This window comes from Sulfurospirillum sp. E15m (assembly GCF_059415145.1).
This window is the reverse complement of sequence record NZ_JCAHZS010000010.1, coordinates 82176-96778: the sequence shown is the minus strand read 5'-3', so window position 1 is coordinate 96778 and position 14603 is coordinate 82176. Positions and strand designations below refer to the sequence as shown.

15 protein-coding genes are annotated in these 14603 nt (G+C 36.9%); 5 read left to right on the top strand and 10 right to left on the bottom strand.

Annotated elements, in window-relative coordinates; genetic code table 11:
- Nucleotides 1-180: 180 nt before the first annotated feature.
- From htpG to AC5SLP_RS12790, 7 genes are all read right to left on the bottom strand, one after another.
- Entirely contained in the window at nt 181-2052 is a 1872-nt protein-coding gene (gene htpG, locus AC5SLP_RS12820; RefSeq protein ID WP_495255550.1) for a molecular chaperone HtpG, read from the bottom strand.
- 125 nt (nt 2053-2177) lie between these two features.
- Nucleotides 2178-2876 (bottom strand): lysophospholipid acyltransferase family protein, encoded by a 699-nt coding sequence (locus AC5SLP_RS12815; protein WP_495255549.1) that lies wholly within the window; start codon nt 2874-2876, stop codon nt 2178-2180.
- A complete protein-coding gene (locus AC5SLP_RS12810) occupies nt 2854-3960 on the bottom strand; it encodes a hypothetical protein (RefSeq protein WP_495255548.1) in 1107 nt (368 codons plus the stop codon). The genes AC5SLP_RS12815 and AC5SLP_RS12810 overlap by 23 nt, the downstream gene beginning before the upstream one ends.
- Before the next feature lie 4 nt (nt 3961-3964).
- Complete coding sequence (gene purQ / locus AC5SLP_RS12805) at nt 3965-4636, bottom strand: phosphoribosylformylglycinamidine synthase subunit PurQ (protein WP_495255547.1); 672 nt, start codon at nt 4634-4636, stop codon at nt 3965-3967.
- A complete protein-coding gene (purS, locus tag AC5SLP_RS12800; protein ID WP_495255546.1) occupies nt 4630-4875 on the bottom strand; it encodes a phosphoribosylformylglycinamidine synthase subunit PurS in 246 nt (81 codons plus the stop codon). The genes purQ and purS overlap by 7 nt, the downstream gene beginning before the upstream one ends.
- Before the next feature lie 19 nt (nt 4876-4894).
- A complete protein-coding gene (purC, locus tag AC5SLP_RS12795; RefSeq protein ID WP_495255545.1) occupies nt 4895-5608 on the bottom strand; it encodes a phosphoribosylaminoimidazolesuccinocarboxamide synthase in 714 nt (237 codons plus the stop codon).
- A 9-nt stretch (nt 5609-5617) separates the two neighbouring features.
- Nucleotides 5618-6940, bottom strand: coding sequence for a S41 family peptidase (locus AC5SLP_RS12790; RefSeq protein ID WP_495255544.1), 1323 nt, complete (start codon nt 6938-6940; stop codon nt 5618-5620).
- Nucleotides 6941-7167: 227 nt separating this feature from the next.
- Between AC5SLP_RS12790 and AC5SLP_RS12785 the strand changes: the two genes are divergently transcribed.
- Nucleotides 7168-9741: an ATP-dependent Clp protease ATP-binding subunit gene (locus AC5SLP_RS12785; protein WP_495255543.1), complete on the top strand. Its 2574-nt coding sequence runs from the start codon at nt 7168-7170 to the stop codon at nt 9739-9741.
- A 47-nt stretch (nt 9742-9788) separates the two neighbouring features.
- On the opposite strand, the gene AC5SLP_RS12780 is transcribed toward AC5SLP_RS12785, so the two are convergent.
- Nucleotides 9789-10214, bottom strand: coding sequence for a hypothetical protein (locus AC5SLP_RS12780; RefSeq protein ID WP_495255542.1), 426 nt, complete (start codon nt 10212-10214; stop codon nt 9789-9791).
- A gap of 73 nt (nt 10215-10287) precedes the next feature.
- On the opposite strand from AC5SLP_RS12780, the gene AC5SLP_RS12775 reads away from it, so the two are divergent.
- Complete coding sequence (locus AC5SLP_RS12775) at nt 10288-10740, top strand: hypothetical protein (protein ID WP_495255541.1); 453 nt, start codon at nt 10288-10290, stop codon at nt 10738-10740.
- Here the strand turns inward: AC5SLP_RS12775 and rraA are convergent.
- The gene (gene rraA, locus AC5SLP_RS12770; protein WP_495255540.1) at nt 10709-11188 is read right to left on the bottom strand and encodes a ribonuclease E activity regulator RraA; all 480 of its coding nucleotides are present in this window, start codon (nt 11186-11188) and stop codon (nt 10709-10711) included. The two genes, AC5SLP_RS12775 and rraA, sit on opposite strands and share 32 nt — an antisense overlap.
- A 13-nt stretch (nt 11189-11201) precedes the next feature.
- Nucleotides 11202-11561: a hypothetical protein gene (locus AC5SLP_RS12765; protein WP_495255539.1), complete on the bottom strand. Its 360-nt coding sequence runs from the start codon at nt 11559-11561 to the stop codon at nt 11202-11204.
- Between the two features lie 86 nt (nt 11562-11647).
- On the opposite strand from AC5SLP_RS12765, the gene glmS reads away from it, so the two are divergent.
- Genes glmS through AC5SLP_RS12750 form a run of 3 tightly spaced genes read left to right on the top strand, consistent with a single transcriptional unit; the run spans nt 11648 to nt 14603 of the window.
- Nucleotides 11648-12052, top strand: a complete 405-nt coding sequence (gene glmS / locus AC5SLP_RS12760; RefSeq protein WP_495255538.1) for a methylaspartate mutase subunit S — start codon at nt 11648-11650, stop codon at nt 12050-12052.
- Nucleotides 12049-13413 carry a methylaspartate mutase gene (locus AC5SLP_RS12755; RefSeq protein ID WP_495255537.1) on the top strand — a complete coding sequence of 455 codons (1365 nt, stop codon included), beginning with the start codon at nt 12049-12051 and terminating at the stop codon, nt 13411-13413. Before glmS ends, AC5SLP_RS12755 begins: the two co-directional genes overlap by 4 nt.
- Nucleotides 13410-14603 carry a glutamate mutase L gene (locus AC5SLP_RS12750; RefSeq protein WP_495255536.1) on the top strand — a complete coding sequence of 398 codons (1194 nt, stop codon included), beginning with the start codon at nt 13410-13412 and terminating at the stop codon, nt 14601-14603. Before AC5SLP_RS12755 ends, AC5SLP_RS12750 begins: the two co-directional genes overlap by 4 nt.

Here is a 14603-nt window from a genome sequence, read left to right as displayed (position 1 = left end):
AGGGGCTTTGTTTTTAACTTTTTACACTATTCTTGCCATCTGCAATAACCAGTGAAAGTTCTACAAACATTTAAAGTCGTGTGTGATGTTTTATGAAAATGGTGGTTTGATGTAGTGCGGAAAGGTAAGGGTAGTTCTCTTTTACATGTAAGGAAAGATCCTTACATGTAAAGCTATTTTTTAAAGTGCTTTAGCGATATATTTATTTAAACGTTTGGCAAATGCCGCGGTATCGTCGATCTTCATTCCCTCTTGAAGTTTGGCTTGATCTAGAAGTAAGAAAGCCACATCGTTGAGTTCTAAAAGATCAGATTTGCTGCTAAGTTTTTTGAAAATCTCATGCTCAGGGTTGATCTCTAAGATCGGCTTAACGGTTGGGAGATTGTCTTGTCCCATCTGTTTGAGCATTTGTTGCATTTGGAAATCGGGGTCGTTTTTATCGTACACAAGGCATGATGGTGAGTCGCTCAAACGGCTAGAGATTTTGACATCTTTCGCATCGTCTTTGAGGATTTCTTTCATTTTGACCAAAATTTCTTTGTAGGTTTTTTCGTCTTCTTCAACTTTGGCTTTGTCTTCTTTGATCTCTTCGTCGATGTCGGAGTTGTTTACTGGTTTGATTGGGGTTTTATCGTATTCACCTACCATTGGGAAGACGATGGCATCGACCTCTTCATCGAGCAACAAGACTTCAATATCTTTGGCTTTAAACTGCTCAATGAGCGGAGAGTTGCGAAGAATTCTTTCATTTTCGCCTGTGATGTAGTAGATGCTTTTTTGATCCTCTTTCATACTCTCTTTGTACTCTTTAAGGCTGACAAGTCCATCGCGTTTTGAAGATTTGAACAGTACAAGTTCCAACAGTGCTTCTTTATTGTCCCAGTCGTTGTACAAACCTTCTTTGATGACGCGACCAAAGTTTTTGTAAAATTCGAGGTATTTTTCTGCGTCTTTTTCTTTGAGTGATTTAAGTTCGCTCAAGATTTTTTTCACGGAAGCTTTTTTGATGGTTTCTAGGATTCTGTTTTGTTGTAAAATCTCACGGCTTACGTTAAGTGGTAGGTCTTCCGCATCGATGATACCTTTGACAAAGCGAAGATAAGTTGGAAGCAGCTCTTTTTCATCATCGGTAATAAACACACGTTTAACGTAGAGTTTAACACCTGGCTTGTAGTCCATTCTAAACAGATCCATTGGTGGTGTTGAAGGAATGTAGAAGAGGGTGGTGTATTCAAATGTACCCTCTGCTTTGGTGTGGCTCCAAAGAAGCGGATCGGTGCTATCGTGAGAGATTTGTTTGTAAAAATCTTTATACTCTTCAGGTTTAATTTGGCTTTTAGCTACCGTCCAAAGCGCACTGGCTTTGTTGATTTGCTCGTTTTTGATCTCGGTGCTTTTTTCTTTGCCTTCGTCATCATACTCTTTCACCTCTTTGTCCATGAAAATAGGGAATTGAATGTGGTTAGAGTATTTTTTGATGACCTCTTGAATGCGGTAAAACTCTAAAAATTCATCTTCATCGTCTTTAAGGTAAAGGGTAATGGATGTCCCATGACCTTCTTTAGCAATCTCGGTGATTTCATAATCCGCACCTGCCGTTGAGCTCCACATATAAGCTTTGTCTTCGCCAGCTTTGCGGCTTACCACTTCAATTTTGTTGGCAACCATAAACGCGGAGTAAAAACCAACACCAAATTGACCAATGAGACTTGAGTCTTTCTTTTTGTCACCACTGAGATTTGCTAAGAATGATTTGGTTCCACTTTTCGCAATGGTACCAAGATTTTCGACCAACTCTTCTTCGTTCATACCGATACCACTATCGCTGATGGTGAGTGTTTTAGCTTCTTTGTTAATTGCAATATCAATGCGTGGTGTATACGAGAGCGTTTTGTATTTTTCATCAGTGAGCGTTAGGTAACTCAGTTTATCAAGGGCATCGGAAGCATTGGAAACAAGCTCACGTAAAAAAATCTCTTTGTTGGAGTAGAGCGAGTGAATCATCAGGTCTAAAAGTTGTGTGACTTCGGTTTGAAATTGATGTTTTGACATAGTATTCCTTTAGTAAATGGATTTTCAAAAAGAATTTACATGTAAACTCTTTTAAAAAACCAAAATGAAGCGTTATTGTAGCAAAAAATGAAAATAAGAAAAGCCACTTTTGTAGCGATTCTTATCTAGTTTGAAGTAGAGGCTAACCGTTCTTGTTGAAGTGTTTCTTGCATAGACTCATACATTTTTTCATACCAATGTTCGTCCTCTTTTGGATCGATTGGATCAAGGTAAATAACGTGTACATCACCACCGCGTGCTTCAAAATTTTTAGAATCTAAAATATCACGAGCACCAACGATAATAGCAGGTTGAACGATGAGTTCAAGTTTTTCAGCCAAGACTTTAGCACCATTTTGAAATTTTAAAAGTTTATCGCCTTTGCCTCTGGTTCCTTCTGGGAACATTGCTAGTACACGTCCTTCGCTTAGACGTTCTTTCCCCTCTTTAATCATTTTGATAATGGAGCGTTTGTCTTTTCGGTCAATGGCTATCATACGAGGGGCTGGAATAATGTGCCCAAAGAGTGGAATGTCTTGAATCTCTTTTTTAGCAATCCAACATAAATTTTTAGGGTAAATCGCTTCAAGACAAACGATATCGACTAAGCTTTGATGGTTAAGAACCAATAACGTCGTTTTTAGAGAAGCTTCGTTTTTTGTATGAATATTAAAACCCATAAGGTACGTTTGCATGCGTGCCCATGTTCGCCTAATAGGGTGTGTGTGATTGCGAAATGCATACATTAAGACGATAGTTATTAAGACGGTGATGACAAATTCAATCATCACATAAATAGCTCTAATTTTTGATAATATTTTCACGCGCAGTCCATCCAATTTTTCCATCTGGAAGTAAGATTTTAATGTAATTATCACGCTCACCTAGCTTTTCAACTGGCAATTGCTTATCGCTGGTGAAAAAGACGGTTGATTTTTCCGTAGGTAAAATCATTAAAACGCTATTGGTTTTGAGCTGAACATTATTGAGTGGATTTTGATCTAAAAAGAAAAGTGACAAGAAAATTAATGACAATACTAAATAATACCAGCGTCGTTTTTTAAGCAAGATGATAAAGAAGATAAAAGCAAAGACACCATAAGCAACGCTTTTATAAAACTCAAAAATACTCTCTTTGGGGTTGAGGCCTAATTGTGTGCTGACTTCTTCATTCTCAATGGTAATGGGAAGTGTAATTTTATGAAATTTATTGGTTGGCAGGTCAAAGTAACTGAATTCAAAATTCTTTTGATAATTTGGGAAAATAGCGTAGTAATAAATCTTTTGTGTTGTATTGTTTTCAGAAAAGGAGTCAATACCACTTTTAGCATACTCACTTAAGGCAAAATCTTGTAAATTGGCACCAGTCGCTTCGATTTCTAAAACGATAATAACATTTTTAGAGTCAAATGAGGTTGTTTTATATTTGTTAATACTTAACGTTTGAGCGATAACATTACTAAAAGAAGGTTCTTTTTTAAGCTGAATAATATTTGGCAATGTGAATGAAATGAGTTCACTCTCCAATGGCTCTTTATTTTTGACTATCGAAACACTCAGCCGTGGCATCACAGCATTTTTAGAGGTAATTTTAAAATAAAATGTGTTGTAGTAGATATTTGAGCCAGCAGATTCCCATGCATTTTGTGGATTGAGAACAACCACATCGGAAGCACCTGAAAAGGTATTGGCAAGCCCATCAATATTGTTTTGTGCCGCAATGGCTTTTAGCTTTACAGCAAAAACTTGTCCGACATACACTTTTTGCGGTGTCGATTCAAGTGAAAGAAAAAGAGATTTCGATTGTGTAGGAAAAACAGAACTACTATCTCCAAAGACCCCTTCCTCTGCAAAAGCAGATTGGAAGAGACTTAAGAGCACGATAAAGGATATGAGGATTTTTTTCATATAATTAATGGATTAACCCTTGTAGCATTTTAACGCCATCATCTGAACCTAAAATAGCTTCAACGGCGCGTTCAGGATGTGGCATAAGACCGAAAACATTTTTTGTTTTATTGCAAATACATGCAATAGAATCAACAGAACCATTTGGATTATCATCTTTGCCTGTTTCATCACAATACGTTAAAAGAACTTGTTCATTGTCATATAACGCTTTTAAATCTGCTTCATCAATGTAATAATTTCCTTCACCATGCGCGATAGGAATATTTAAAATATCTCCGACATGGCATTGGCTTAAAAACATATTGTTGTTATTGACCACTTTTAAATGACAAAACTGAGAAATAAAATGAACATTTTCATTGCGTTTCATCGCTCCTGGTAAAAGACGAGCCTCAAGAAGCATTTGAAAGCCATTACAAATACCCAAAACTTTACCACCGTTGTTTGCAAATTCAATAACAGCTTTCATAATGGGAGAAAATTTTGCAATAGCAGCACTTCGTAAATAATCACCATAACTAAAACCACCAGGAAGTACAACTAAATCGGTTCCTTCTGGCAGCTTTTCTTCTTTGTGAAAAACGAGAACAACCTCTTGTCCTAATTTCTCAAAAGCATATTTTGTATCAATTTCACAGTTGGTTCCTGGAAATACAGCAACGGCGACTAGCATTTTGGAAACTCAATCGTGTAGTTTTCAATAACCGTGTTTGCTAAAAGCTCTTCACACATTGTCGTAACTTTTTGTTCAGCTTCAGCTTGATTCATGTCTGCCATATTGAGAATAATTTGTTTTCCGATACGTACTTCATTAACTTCATTAAATTTTAAAGAGGCAAGTGCATGGTGAACAGCTTTTCCTTGAGGATCTAAAACGCCTTCTTTAAGCTGAATATTGACAATAACTTTCATGGTGAAACAATCCTTTTGATTAATGGTTTAAAATACGTTTTAAAACTTCTTCGTATGCAACTTTGACATTACCAAGTCCTTGGCGGAAGCGGTCTTTATCAAGTTTTTCATTGGTCTCAGCATCCCAAAAACGGCAGCTGTCAGGGCTAATCTCATCTGAAAGTAAGATATTTCCGTCTTTATCAACACCAAATTCAATTTTAAAATCAACAAGCTTTAATTTGCGTTCAGCAAAAAAGTTCTTCATAATGACATTGATTTCACGACCTTGGCGTTTCAGTTCTTCCAAATCAGATTCGCTTTTAACAAGGCCTAAAAGTAAGCAGTGTTCGTCATTAATAATTGGATCACCAAGTGCATCATCTTTATAATAGAATTCAACTAAGGTAAAAGGAAGCACTGTACCGTCTTTAATGGCAAGACGTTTTGAAAGTGAGCCTGTTGCGATATTACGTACAACGACTTCAATAGGAATAATTTTAACTTTTTTAATCAATTGATGTGTGTCATCAAGCGTTTTAACAAGGTGTGTTTGAATGCCATGTTTTTCTAAAAGGTGGAAAAGTTGTGTGCTAATTTTACAGTTAAGTGCACCTTTACCTGCTTCATTACCTCGTTTTTCTGCATTAAATGCTGTTAAATCATCTTTAAATTCAGATATCAAAAGATTTTCATCATCAGTTAAAAAAAGTTTTTTACCTTTACCTTCGTATAATAACGCACCTTTATTCACGGGTTTCTCCTATTTATTTTTAATAGAAAGCACTTTGATTACATCAACAGCGCTTTTTAGCTGCATATCTTTGAATAGATTTGCTTGTGTTACGATTTCTTTATCGGACTTAGTCTCTTTACCATTTTTAGCTTTTGTTTTTGTATCTGTTTTATCGTCTATTTTTTTCAATTCACCTTCAAGATGTTTTTTGAGGTCTTTTTCTTTAAGTGTTTGTTGTTCTGTTGCTTTGTTTGGAACTTCACCAGGGTACACAATAAGATCAGGTGTGACACCTTCGGCTTGGATTGTTCTTCCACTTGGTAAATAATAACGTGCAATTGTTAAACGAATCGCTTCATTATCGACAACAGGTAAGATGGCTTGAACACTTCCTTTACCAAACGTTTTTTCACCTATAATAATGGCACGCTTATGGTCTTGTAATGAACCGCTGACGATTTCACTCGCACTCGCACTTCCTCCATTCACAAGAACAACCAGTGGTTTTCGGCTCATAGTCTCTGCTTTACTTGCTTTATACTCAGCATTTTCAGACTCAACGCGACCTTTTTGTGAAACAATAATGCCATCATCGACGAAGAGATCAACCAACCCAACGGCTTGATTGAGAAGACCACCAGGATTGTTTCTTAAATCCATGATGATTCCTTTAACATTTTTATATTTTGTTAAAGCTTCTTGAACATCACCTACAATATTTTTATCAAAATTAACGACGCGAATATATAAAATATTTTCATTTTCAACCATTTTGGTATAAACAGATTCAATTTTAATAATGTCACGAACAATAGAAATCGTTAAAGGCTTCATCTCTCCTTCACGAACCAATGTAAGCTCAATGCCTGTTCCAGGCTTTCCACGCATAATATTAACCGCTTCATCAATGGTCATATTGAGGGTGGATTGTTTATTGATTTTTAGAATGATGTCGCCGGCTTTGACTCCAGCTTTGTCAGCAGGAGTGCCTTCCATTGGAGCAATAACAGTTAAAGCACCGTCTTTTTGTCCTACGGTAATACCAAGGCCACCAAATTCACCATCCGTTTGAATTTTGAGATCTTTAAAGTGTTTTTCATCGAGGTACGATGAGTGTGCGTCAAGATTGGTTAAAAGTCCTTCAATAGACTTTTTCACGATGTCATCAATTTTAATGTCATCAACATAATATTTCTCAATGGTAGCTAGCACTCTTGTAAATTTCGCTAATGAAGCAAGGCGGCTTTTTTCGCCATCCGCATTATCGGCAAAGAGGGTTGAAGTAAAAAAAGTAGTGATACCTACAAACGTAGCAATAAAGCCAACTGTAGCAAATGGTAGATGTTTCATGGTATGTGTATTAGCTCCTAAAAAAAGTTGCATATTATCTGGGTGCTGATTATAATGAAATTTCCCTAAAACTTCTATGAATTAGTTGAATAAAAGATATGTTTTTAAATAAGGTGTAGCAATAAGTTATAAATATTTAATCAATATATGTATTGGTTATATACTAAATAAACTTGACATTAATAGACTAAAGTTATATAATTTTAGAAAAACTCAGAGGAGATGCAATGAACTCACTTTTTGAACAATTAACCAATCAAATGCGTGAAGCAATTGAAAGCGCAATTAGTCTTGCGTTGCATTCAAAAAACCAAGAAGCTACCCCTTTACATGTATTGTGGGGGTTAATTACAAATTCTGCTTCTATCTTGAATCAAGTCTTTAATAAGATGAACATCGATAAAAGTGCGATTGAGCTTGAAGTGAAGAGTGAAATTCAGAAACTTCCAACCGTTTCTCATGTCACAAAAGAAAATATCGTTGTCTCACGAAGCTTGATGGAATCTTTGCAAAAAGCAGAAGGGCTTATGAAACAAAAAGGCGATAGTTATCTTTCGGTTGATACGTGGATATTAGCCAATATCGACAATGACCCCTTTAAAAAAATTTTAGGAAAATACCTTGACCTTTTGCAGTTTAAAAAGAATCTTGAAGCGTTACGTGGTGGCAAAAAAATAGATAAACAAAGTAGCGATGAAAATCTTGAATCTTTGGAAAAATACGGCATTAATTTGACAAAGTTAGCGATTGAAGGCAAGCTAGACCCAGTGATTGGTCGTGATGAAGAGATTGGGCGTATGATGCAAATTCTCATTCGTAAAACGAAAAATAATCCAATCTTAATCGGTGAGCCTGGTACGGGTAAAACAGCAATCGCTGAAGGTTTAGCCCTTCGTATTGCACACAATGATGTTCCTTTAAGTCTTCAAAATAAAAGTGTTGTAGCCCTTGATATGAGCGCACTGATTGCGGGTGCAAAGTACCGTGGTGAATTCGAAGACCGCTTAAAAGCGGTGATTGATGAAGTGAAGAAAAGTGGAAATATCATTTTATTTATCGACGAAATTCATACCATTGTCGGTGCGGGCGCAAGCGAAGGTAGTATGGATGCTGCCAATATCTTAAAACCGGCTTTGGCACGTGGTGAATTGCACACCATTGGAGCAACGACTTTAAAAGAGTATCGAAAGTATTTTGAAAAAGATGCGGCATTGCAACGTCGTTTTCAACCTGTTACGGTGAATGAACCTAGCATCAATGAGGCACTTCAAATCTTACGAGGCATTAAAGAGCACCTTGAAGCGCATCATAACGTGAGTATCCAAGACTCTGCGCTGATTGCGGCAGCAAAACTGAGCAGTCGTTATATCAGTGATCGTTTCTTGCCTGATAAAGCGATTGATCTTATTGATGAAGCGGCGGCTGAACTGAAAATGCAAATTGAAAGTGAGCCAACAGAACTTAGCCGAATTAAACGTGCAATCAGTACGTTAATGGTTGAAAAAGAAGCGTTATTGATGGAAAAAAATAAGAAAAACGATGAACGTCTTCGCGCGATTGAAAAAGAATTAGGCGATGCAAAAGAGAAAATGCGCTCGTTAGAAGTGCAATTTGAAACGGAAAAAAGTGTTTTCAATGACATCGCATCCATCAAAAGTCAAGCGGAAGCATTACGCAGGGAAGCAGAGTTAGCCAAAAAGAATAGTGAGTTTAACAAAGCGGCTGAAATTGAATATGGGAAACTTCCAGAACTTCTCAAAAAAGAAGAAGATTTAAAACAAAAATGGGAGAAGATGGTCGAAAGTGGTACCTTGCTTAAAAACAGTGTTGATGAAGAGATGATCGCAACTATCGTGAGCAAATGGACAGGTATCCCTGTGAACAAAATGCTCCAAAGTGAAAAAGCGAAAGTTTTAGCGGTAGAAGAGCATCTTAAAAAAGAGGTTGTTGGACAAGACGAAGCCATTAAGGCAATAGGTAGGGCAATTAAGCGTAACAAAGCAGGACTTAGTGAGCAAAACAAACCTATTGGTAGTTTTCTCTTCTTAGGACCAACGGGTGTCGGTAAAACACAAAGTGCTAAGGCGCTTGCAAACTTTTTATTTGATACAACGAAAGCATTGATTCGATTCGATATGAGTGAGTATATGGAAAAACACTCTGTTAGTCGTTTGGTCGGTGCGCCTCCAGGATATGTCGGGTACGATGAAGGAGGACAACTCACGGAAGCGGTACGTCGAAAACCGTACAGTGTCGTCCTTTTTGATGAGATAGAAAAAGCGCATCCTGATGTTTTTAATATTTTGTTGCAAGTGTTAGATGAGGGGCGTTTGACAGACAATAAAGGTGTAACCGTTGATTTTAAAAATACGATTATCATCTTAACGTCCAATATCGCGAGTGCTAAGATTATGGAATTTGAGGGTGCAAAAAGAGAAGAAGAGGTGATGAAAGAGCTTCGAGCGTATTTCAAACCAGAGTTTTTAAATCGCTTGGATGACATTATTATCTTTAATCCTTTGACCGAAGACGGCTTGCGAGAAATCGTAAGTATCATGTTCAAAGATATCGAAGCAAAACTTGCGAGTAAAGAGATCAAAGCGGAGCTAACAACAGCCGCCAAATCACTCATAGCAGAAGCAGGGTTTGACCCAGTTTATGGAGCGCGTCCTCTCAAACGTGCTTTGTATGAGTTAGTAGAAGATAAATTGGCCGAATTGATTCTTGAAGATAAATTGCATGATGGCTCAAGCATCATCATTGATGCTAAAAATGGCGGGATAGTCATTCGACAAAATTAAAAAAGTTCTTGAACATTTTACATGTAATTTTTTACATGTAAAATGTATCAGGGTTGGCAGTCTTTATTTTGAATCGCAAATTTAAAAATTTCAGTATTGTTTAGGTCATAAAAAACATACACAAAAATAGCGCCTTTTCTGAGCAATTCTCGTGTTTCCGTATCGCTACACAAATACCCTCTATTATTTTCAAATGTTGTTTTAATTAAGGTGCCTTTATCGGCTTTTAGAATTGACTGAACGTATTCATTATGTGAATTAATGCGGTTTCGGTACTCAATAGCGTTTTGAACACTAACAATATCGACTAAAGTGGTATAGTCATCAAGCATAATTGGTAGGTGCTCTTTTGTTCCATCTTTAATGATTGATAGAATTTTTGGGACATCTTCTTCTTTTATATTATCAAAATCATTCGTATCATCAGCGAGAAGTCGCGAAAGAAGTGCTAAAATGGTCAAAATTTTTTTCATATCATTCCTTTGACGGAATTTTACTATAAAATTTTCAATATAGAGGTCTATTTTTGCGAGGAATTTCAAATTTATGAGTTATTTTGAATGGTTTGAAACACATGCTAACAAACATCATTTCGTGATTGAAAAATTAAGGGCAAAAAATTATTCCCCAAAAGAGATAATTGACTATTTTGTCTTTGAAAATATGGTGGTTTGTGAGCCTGATTTTTGTCTTTTGTATGCTAACAAACAAAAATGCCACAACAAGGCTTATTTGAATTGCTTTTTATGTGCATGTCCTCATTTTCGATTTAATGATGAAGGTCTTAGGATTGAAAAAGGCATTACATGTAAAAGTGAATGTTCCATTCAATCAAAAAAAAGCAGTTGGTTTATCCATGACAATGTCGCACATTTAGACTGTTCCGCGTGTATTGTTCCCCACACCAAAGCGTATATTATGAAACATTTTGATGTGGATTGGAAAAAAATTATGAAGAATTGCTGTGTTACATCTCCAAAGGTGTCGCACTCACAATGATGCCATCGCGGTCTGCATAGAGATAATCGCCTTCGTTAAAGCTAATACCGCCAAACGTTACATTGCTATGCAATGCTCCTTCTTTGGGTTCCATCGTCTTTTTAGGGCATGTTCCAAGAGCGAAAAGTCCAACATCAATCTCTTTGGTATTTTTAGTGTCTCGTACATAACCATTAATAACAATACCCGCCCAATGGTTTTCATGTGCAAATTTCATTAAGTTATCGCCTACAACTGCCGTATAACGTGCCTCGACATCTACAACAACGATTTGTCCAGCGCCTTCACTTTTCAGCAGTTCAACCAGCGTTTTGTTGCTTCCGGGTAGTTTCACCGTGACAATTTGACCCATGACACGTTTTGCGCCACCATATGATTTTAAAATAGGCTCAAGCACGTGGACATGCTCAGGGTATTTGTCACATAAATCGGCTGTATAGAACTTCATCGAAACTCCTTATTTATTTGAATAGTTGTATCAAATTTTGTTGCGCAGGGACCATTGAATTTTTCGGTAAGGTAAAATCAACTTTTTCTTGGTGGCATTGATTACACGCTTTAATAGCTTGATGTTCTTTTATATCAGCTTGTGCATAAAATTTCTCTTTTGAATGACATTCAAAGCAGTCTTGCCCACACTGTCCTCTCGGGGATGATGTCGTATGGCAATTAATGCATGTATTTAAGACTATATGATTGGTATCGTTGATAAGCGGTTTGAGTTTGGAATGACACTCTAGACAACTTCCGCCACACGCCATCAATGAACTACTGACACTAACAATGAGAAGAAAGGAAAATAAAAAGGCTCTGTACATCATAAAACTACTTCAGCAAATTTTTGTTAATTATACCTTTAATAAGGTTAAGATAAAATGCAATATTATTCAAATTTTAGGCTAATGATATGAAAGTAGTCACGGGTGTAGTGGGCAATGATATCCATGTCGTCGCAAATAGGCTGATAGATATCTCTTTGCAGGCAAGAGGGTTTGAAGTATTTAACCTAGGTGTAAATACATCTTTAGAAGAGTTTATTGACGCGGTTGTGGAAACACAAGCAGATATTTTACTGATTTCCTCACTTAACGGTGAAGCAGAAGGTTGGTGCAGAGACCTTCAATTTTTACGTTCCGAATATGACGTTAAAGATGTCATTTTTGTCATTGGCGGTAATTTGGCAGTGGGTGAAGCTTCTCAAAGTGACATTATCCCCAAATACAAATCGTATGGGTTTGATCTTGTTTTTCATCAAGTAGACTTAAATACAGGTTTAAATGAATTAGAGCGCTATATCAAGGAGCAAGCATGAGTTTACTTCAAAAAGAGCGCGATGTCATTACCCGTAATGAATATGCCGATACATTTGATTTTGAGGAAATCGAAAATTTTATAAAAAACGCTCCTAAAGAGCTTTTTATTACGCACCATTTTAAAAAACGTGACCGTTTGTTAGTGCAACCTCGCGGCGGATTTCCAACGTATAAAAAGATGTTTGAGCTTTACGAAACATTTATGGGCGCAGATATTGATGTGTTACCGCTTACGGTTGATAGCAATACCCGCTTAAATGACTACGCAATGGCACAAAAGATGCTCACACTTTCAGAAGAGAACGAAATGGATATGCTCAATGGCTATCCTCTTGTGAATCATGGTTATCGTACAACGCGTAAAATGATAACCCATTTTAATAAGCCCGTCAGTCTTCGTCACGGTACGCCCGATGCGAGGCTTTTGGTAGAAACTGCACTTGCTTCTGGTATCTTTGAAATTGAAGGGGGGCCTATTACCTATATGCTTCCTTATTCAAAGAACTTTCCGTTGGATAAAGCCTTTTTGTATTGGAAATACGTCGATAAAGTGTGTGCCAAATATTCAACACTCAACGAACCCATCAATCGTGAGTCATTTGGCCCTTTGACAGCGACGTTAGTACCGCCTTGTATTGTTATTGTGATTCAACTCATCGAAATGTTACTCTCTATCGAAGAGGGTGTGAAATCCTTTTCAGTCAGTTTTTCTCAAAATGGTTCGATGATGCAAGACATTGTCACTTCTAATGTTCTTAAAAAATTGGCTCGTGAATACGCCAATCAATTTGGCGGTGAAGATGCCATTATTAATCTTGTGTATCACCAATGGATGGGTGCTTTTCCAAGGGATAAAAACCTCTCTGACTCACTGATTAATACCAATACGGTCATTGCCGCGATGGTTCGAGCCGATAAAATCATTATCAAAACCCGTGATGAAGCGTTTGGTATCCCTACGATGCAATGCAATGCCCAATCGGTTGCGAACACCAAATACACACTTCGCACGCTTAAAGGTCTTCCAATAATTTCCGATGCGGAAGAAGAAGAAAATCTAGAGCTTGAAGTAAGAGCAATTATGGACGCGGCGTTGAATGACCCTGCCGATACATTGTGGCGAAAAGTGTTTAATACGATTAAAAGTGGTCTGATTGATGTTCCATTTTCACCGCATATTATCAATAACAATGAAGTCATTACGATTCGCGATGATAGTGGCAATATTCGCATTATCGAAAAAGGGAAACTTCCGCTTCCTGAACGCTGTTTTGCGTATGAAAAATCAAAAGTCAATTTGCCTGAAAGCAAAACAGAGGTGATTAATAAAATTATCCACGATATAGGGGCTATGTTATGAGTAAATTATTAATTGATGTGGGTAGTACCTATTTTAAAGTGTGTCAAGAAAGCGGAATCAGTCAGTATTTCAGGGATTTTAATAAAGATATTTACGATGATTTATTAACAAAATGTGGCAATATTTTTGCTAATTACACCAAAGAAGATATTCATATATGCTCTTCCGCCAATGGAGGCCTGAGTACGCTTATTATTGGACTTACTAATTCATTTAGTCTCAAATTCGCTAAGAATATTGCGTTTAATTCTGGTATTAATATCATCGATACCATTCTTTACAGCAAAATAGAAGAGGCTAAATCACCGAGTGAATTGATTGATGTTGTCATTGTTGTTGGAGGCATTGATGGAATCAATCATGTCTTTGATGATAAACTCTTTAGCTTTTTGAAAAAAGTCCGTTACAACAATATTGTTTATGTCGGTACACAACAAGATGCATCGTTTTTAAGCAATCATATAGCGGAGTTAAAAGTGCTTGGAAATATTATTACCGAGAAATTACATGTAAACGGTGGTGAGCTTAAAGAATACCTTACGAACCTCTATCAAGCGGATATTGTTGGTAAGGAAGATATTAAACATTTGTATGAAATTACTGCCAATCAAATCTATTCTACGCCTTATATCGTGAATCGTTCTTTGCCGCTTATTGATGCCAATTTTGAGGTGGTCAATCCCTTTATCGTGGTTGATATTGGTGGTGCTACGACGGATATTCATTACAGTCGTGATTTGGTACGTGATAACATTGTCAGTGAAAGTGGATATGACCGTTTAGTCTTTAAAAAACTGGGTGTGTATAAATCACGCGAAACATTGGTGTTTGCCGCTAAAAATAACGAATTTGTGTATGAACTTTTAGCATACCTCAATGTTACGGAAAATATCTTGGAAGAAGAGAGTGAAAAAGCACTGCGTATTTTAATGCAGCTTTCCATCTTTTTGGTTCTGTATAAAGTGTCACGCCTTAATCCTTTATACGTTACATTGCAGCTTGAATTATTAAAAACGATTGTGCTCACAGGCGGTATTACTAAGGTATTGCGTTATGAAGAAGTTGAGCTGATTATGAACTTTTTTTATAAAAAAGTGATGAACTTACATGCTATTCCGAATATTGTGATGGATTACGATTATGCCATCTGGACATTGGGAATGCAAAATAACACTGATATGAGGAGCTAA

Coding starts and splice junctions, on each gene's coding strand:
- glmS (WP_495255538.1), top strand. CDS start 11,648: ATGAAAGTAGTCACGGGTGTAGTGGGCAATGATATCCATGTCGTCGCA.
- AC5SLP_RS12780 (WP_495255542.1), bottom strand. CDS start 10,214: ATGAAAAAAATTTTGACCATTTTAGCACTTCTTTCGCGACTTCTCGCT.
- AC5SLP_RS12750 (WP_495255536.1), top strand. CDS start 13,410: ATGAGTAAATTATTAATTGATGTGGGTAGTACCTATTTTAAAGTGTGT.
- AC5SLP_RS12810 (WP_495255548.1), bottom strand. CDS start 3,960: ATGAAAAAAATCCTCATATCCTTTATCGTGCTCTTAAGTCTCTTCCAA.
- rraA (WP_495255540.1), bottom strand. CDS start 11,188: ATGAAGTTCTATACAGCCGATTTATGTGACAAATACCCTGAGCATGTC.
- AC5SLP_RS12785 (WP_495255543.1), top strand. CDS start 7,168: ATGAACTCACTTTTTGAACAATTAACCAATCAAATGCGTGAAGCAATT.
- AC5SLP_RS12765 (WP_495255539.1), bottom strand. CDS start 11,561: ATGATGTACAGAGCCTTTTTATTTTCCTTTCTTCTCATTGTTAGTGTC.
- htpG (WP_495255550.1), bottom strand. CDS start 2,052: ATGTCAAAACATCAATTTCAAACCGAAGTCACACAACTTTTAGACCTG.
- purQ (WP_495255547.1), bottom strand. CDS start 4,636: ATGCTAGTCGCCGTTGCTGTATTTCCAGGAACCAACTGTGAAATTGAT.
- purS (WP_495255546.1), bottom strand. CDS start 4,875: ATGAAAGTTATTGTCAATATTCAGCTTAAAGAAGGCGTTTTAGATCCT.
- AC5SLP_RS12790 (WP_495255544.1), bottom strand. CDS start 6,940: ATGAAACATCTACCATTTGCTACAGTTGGCTTTATTGCTACGTTTGTA.
- AC5SLP_RS12775 (WP_495255541.1), top strand. CDS start 10,288: ATGAGTTATTTTGAATGGTTTGAAACACATGCTAACAAACATCATTTC.
- AC5SLP_RS12755 (WP_495255537.1), top strand. CDS start 12,049: ATGAGTTTACTTCAAAAAGAGCGCGATGTCATTACCCGTAATGAATAT.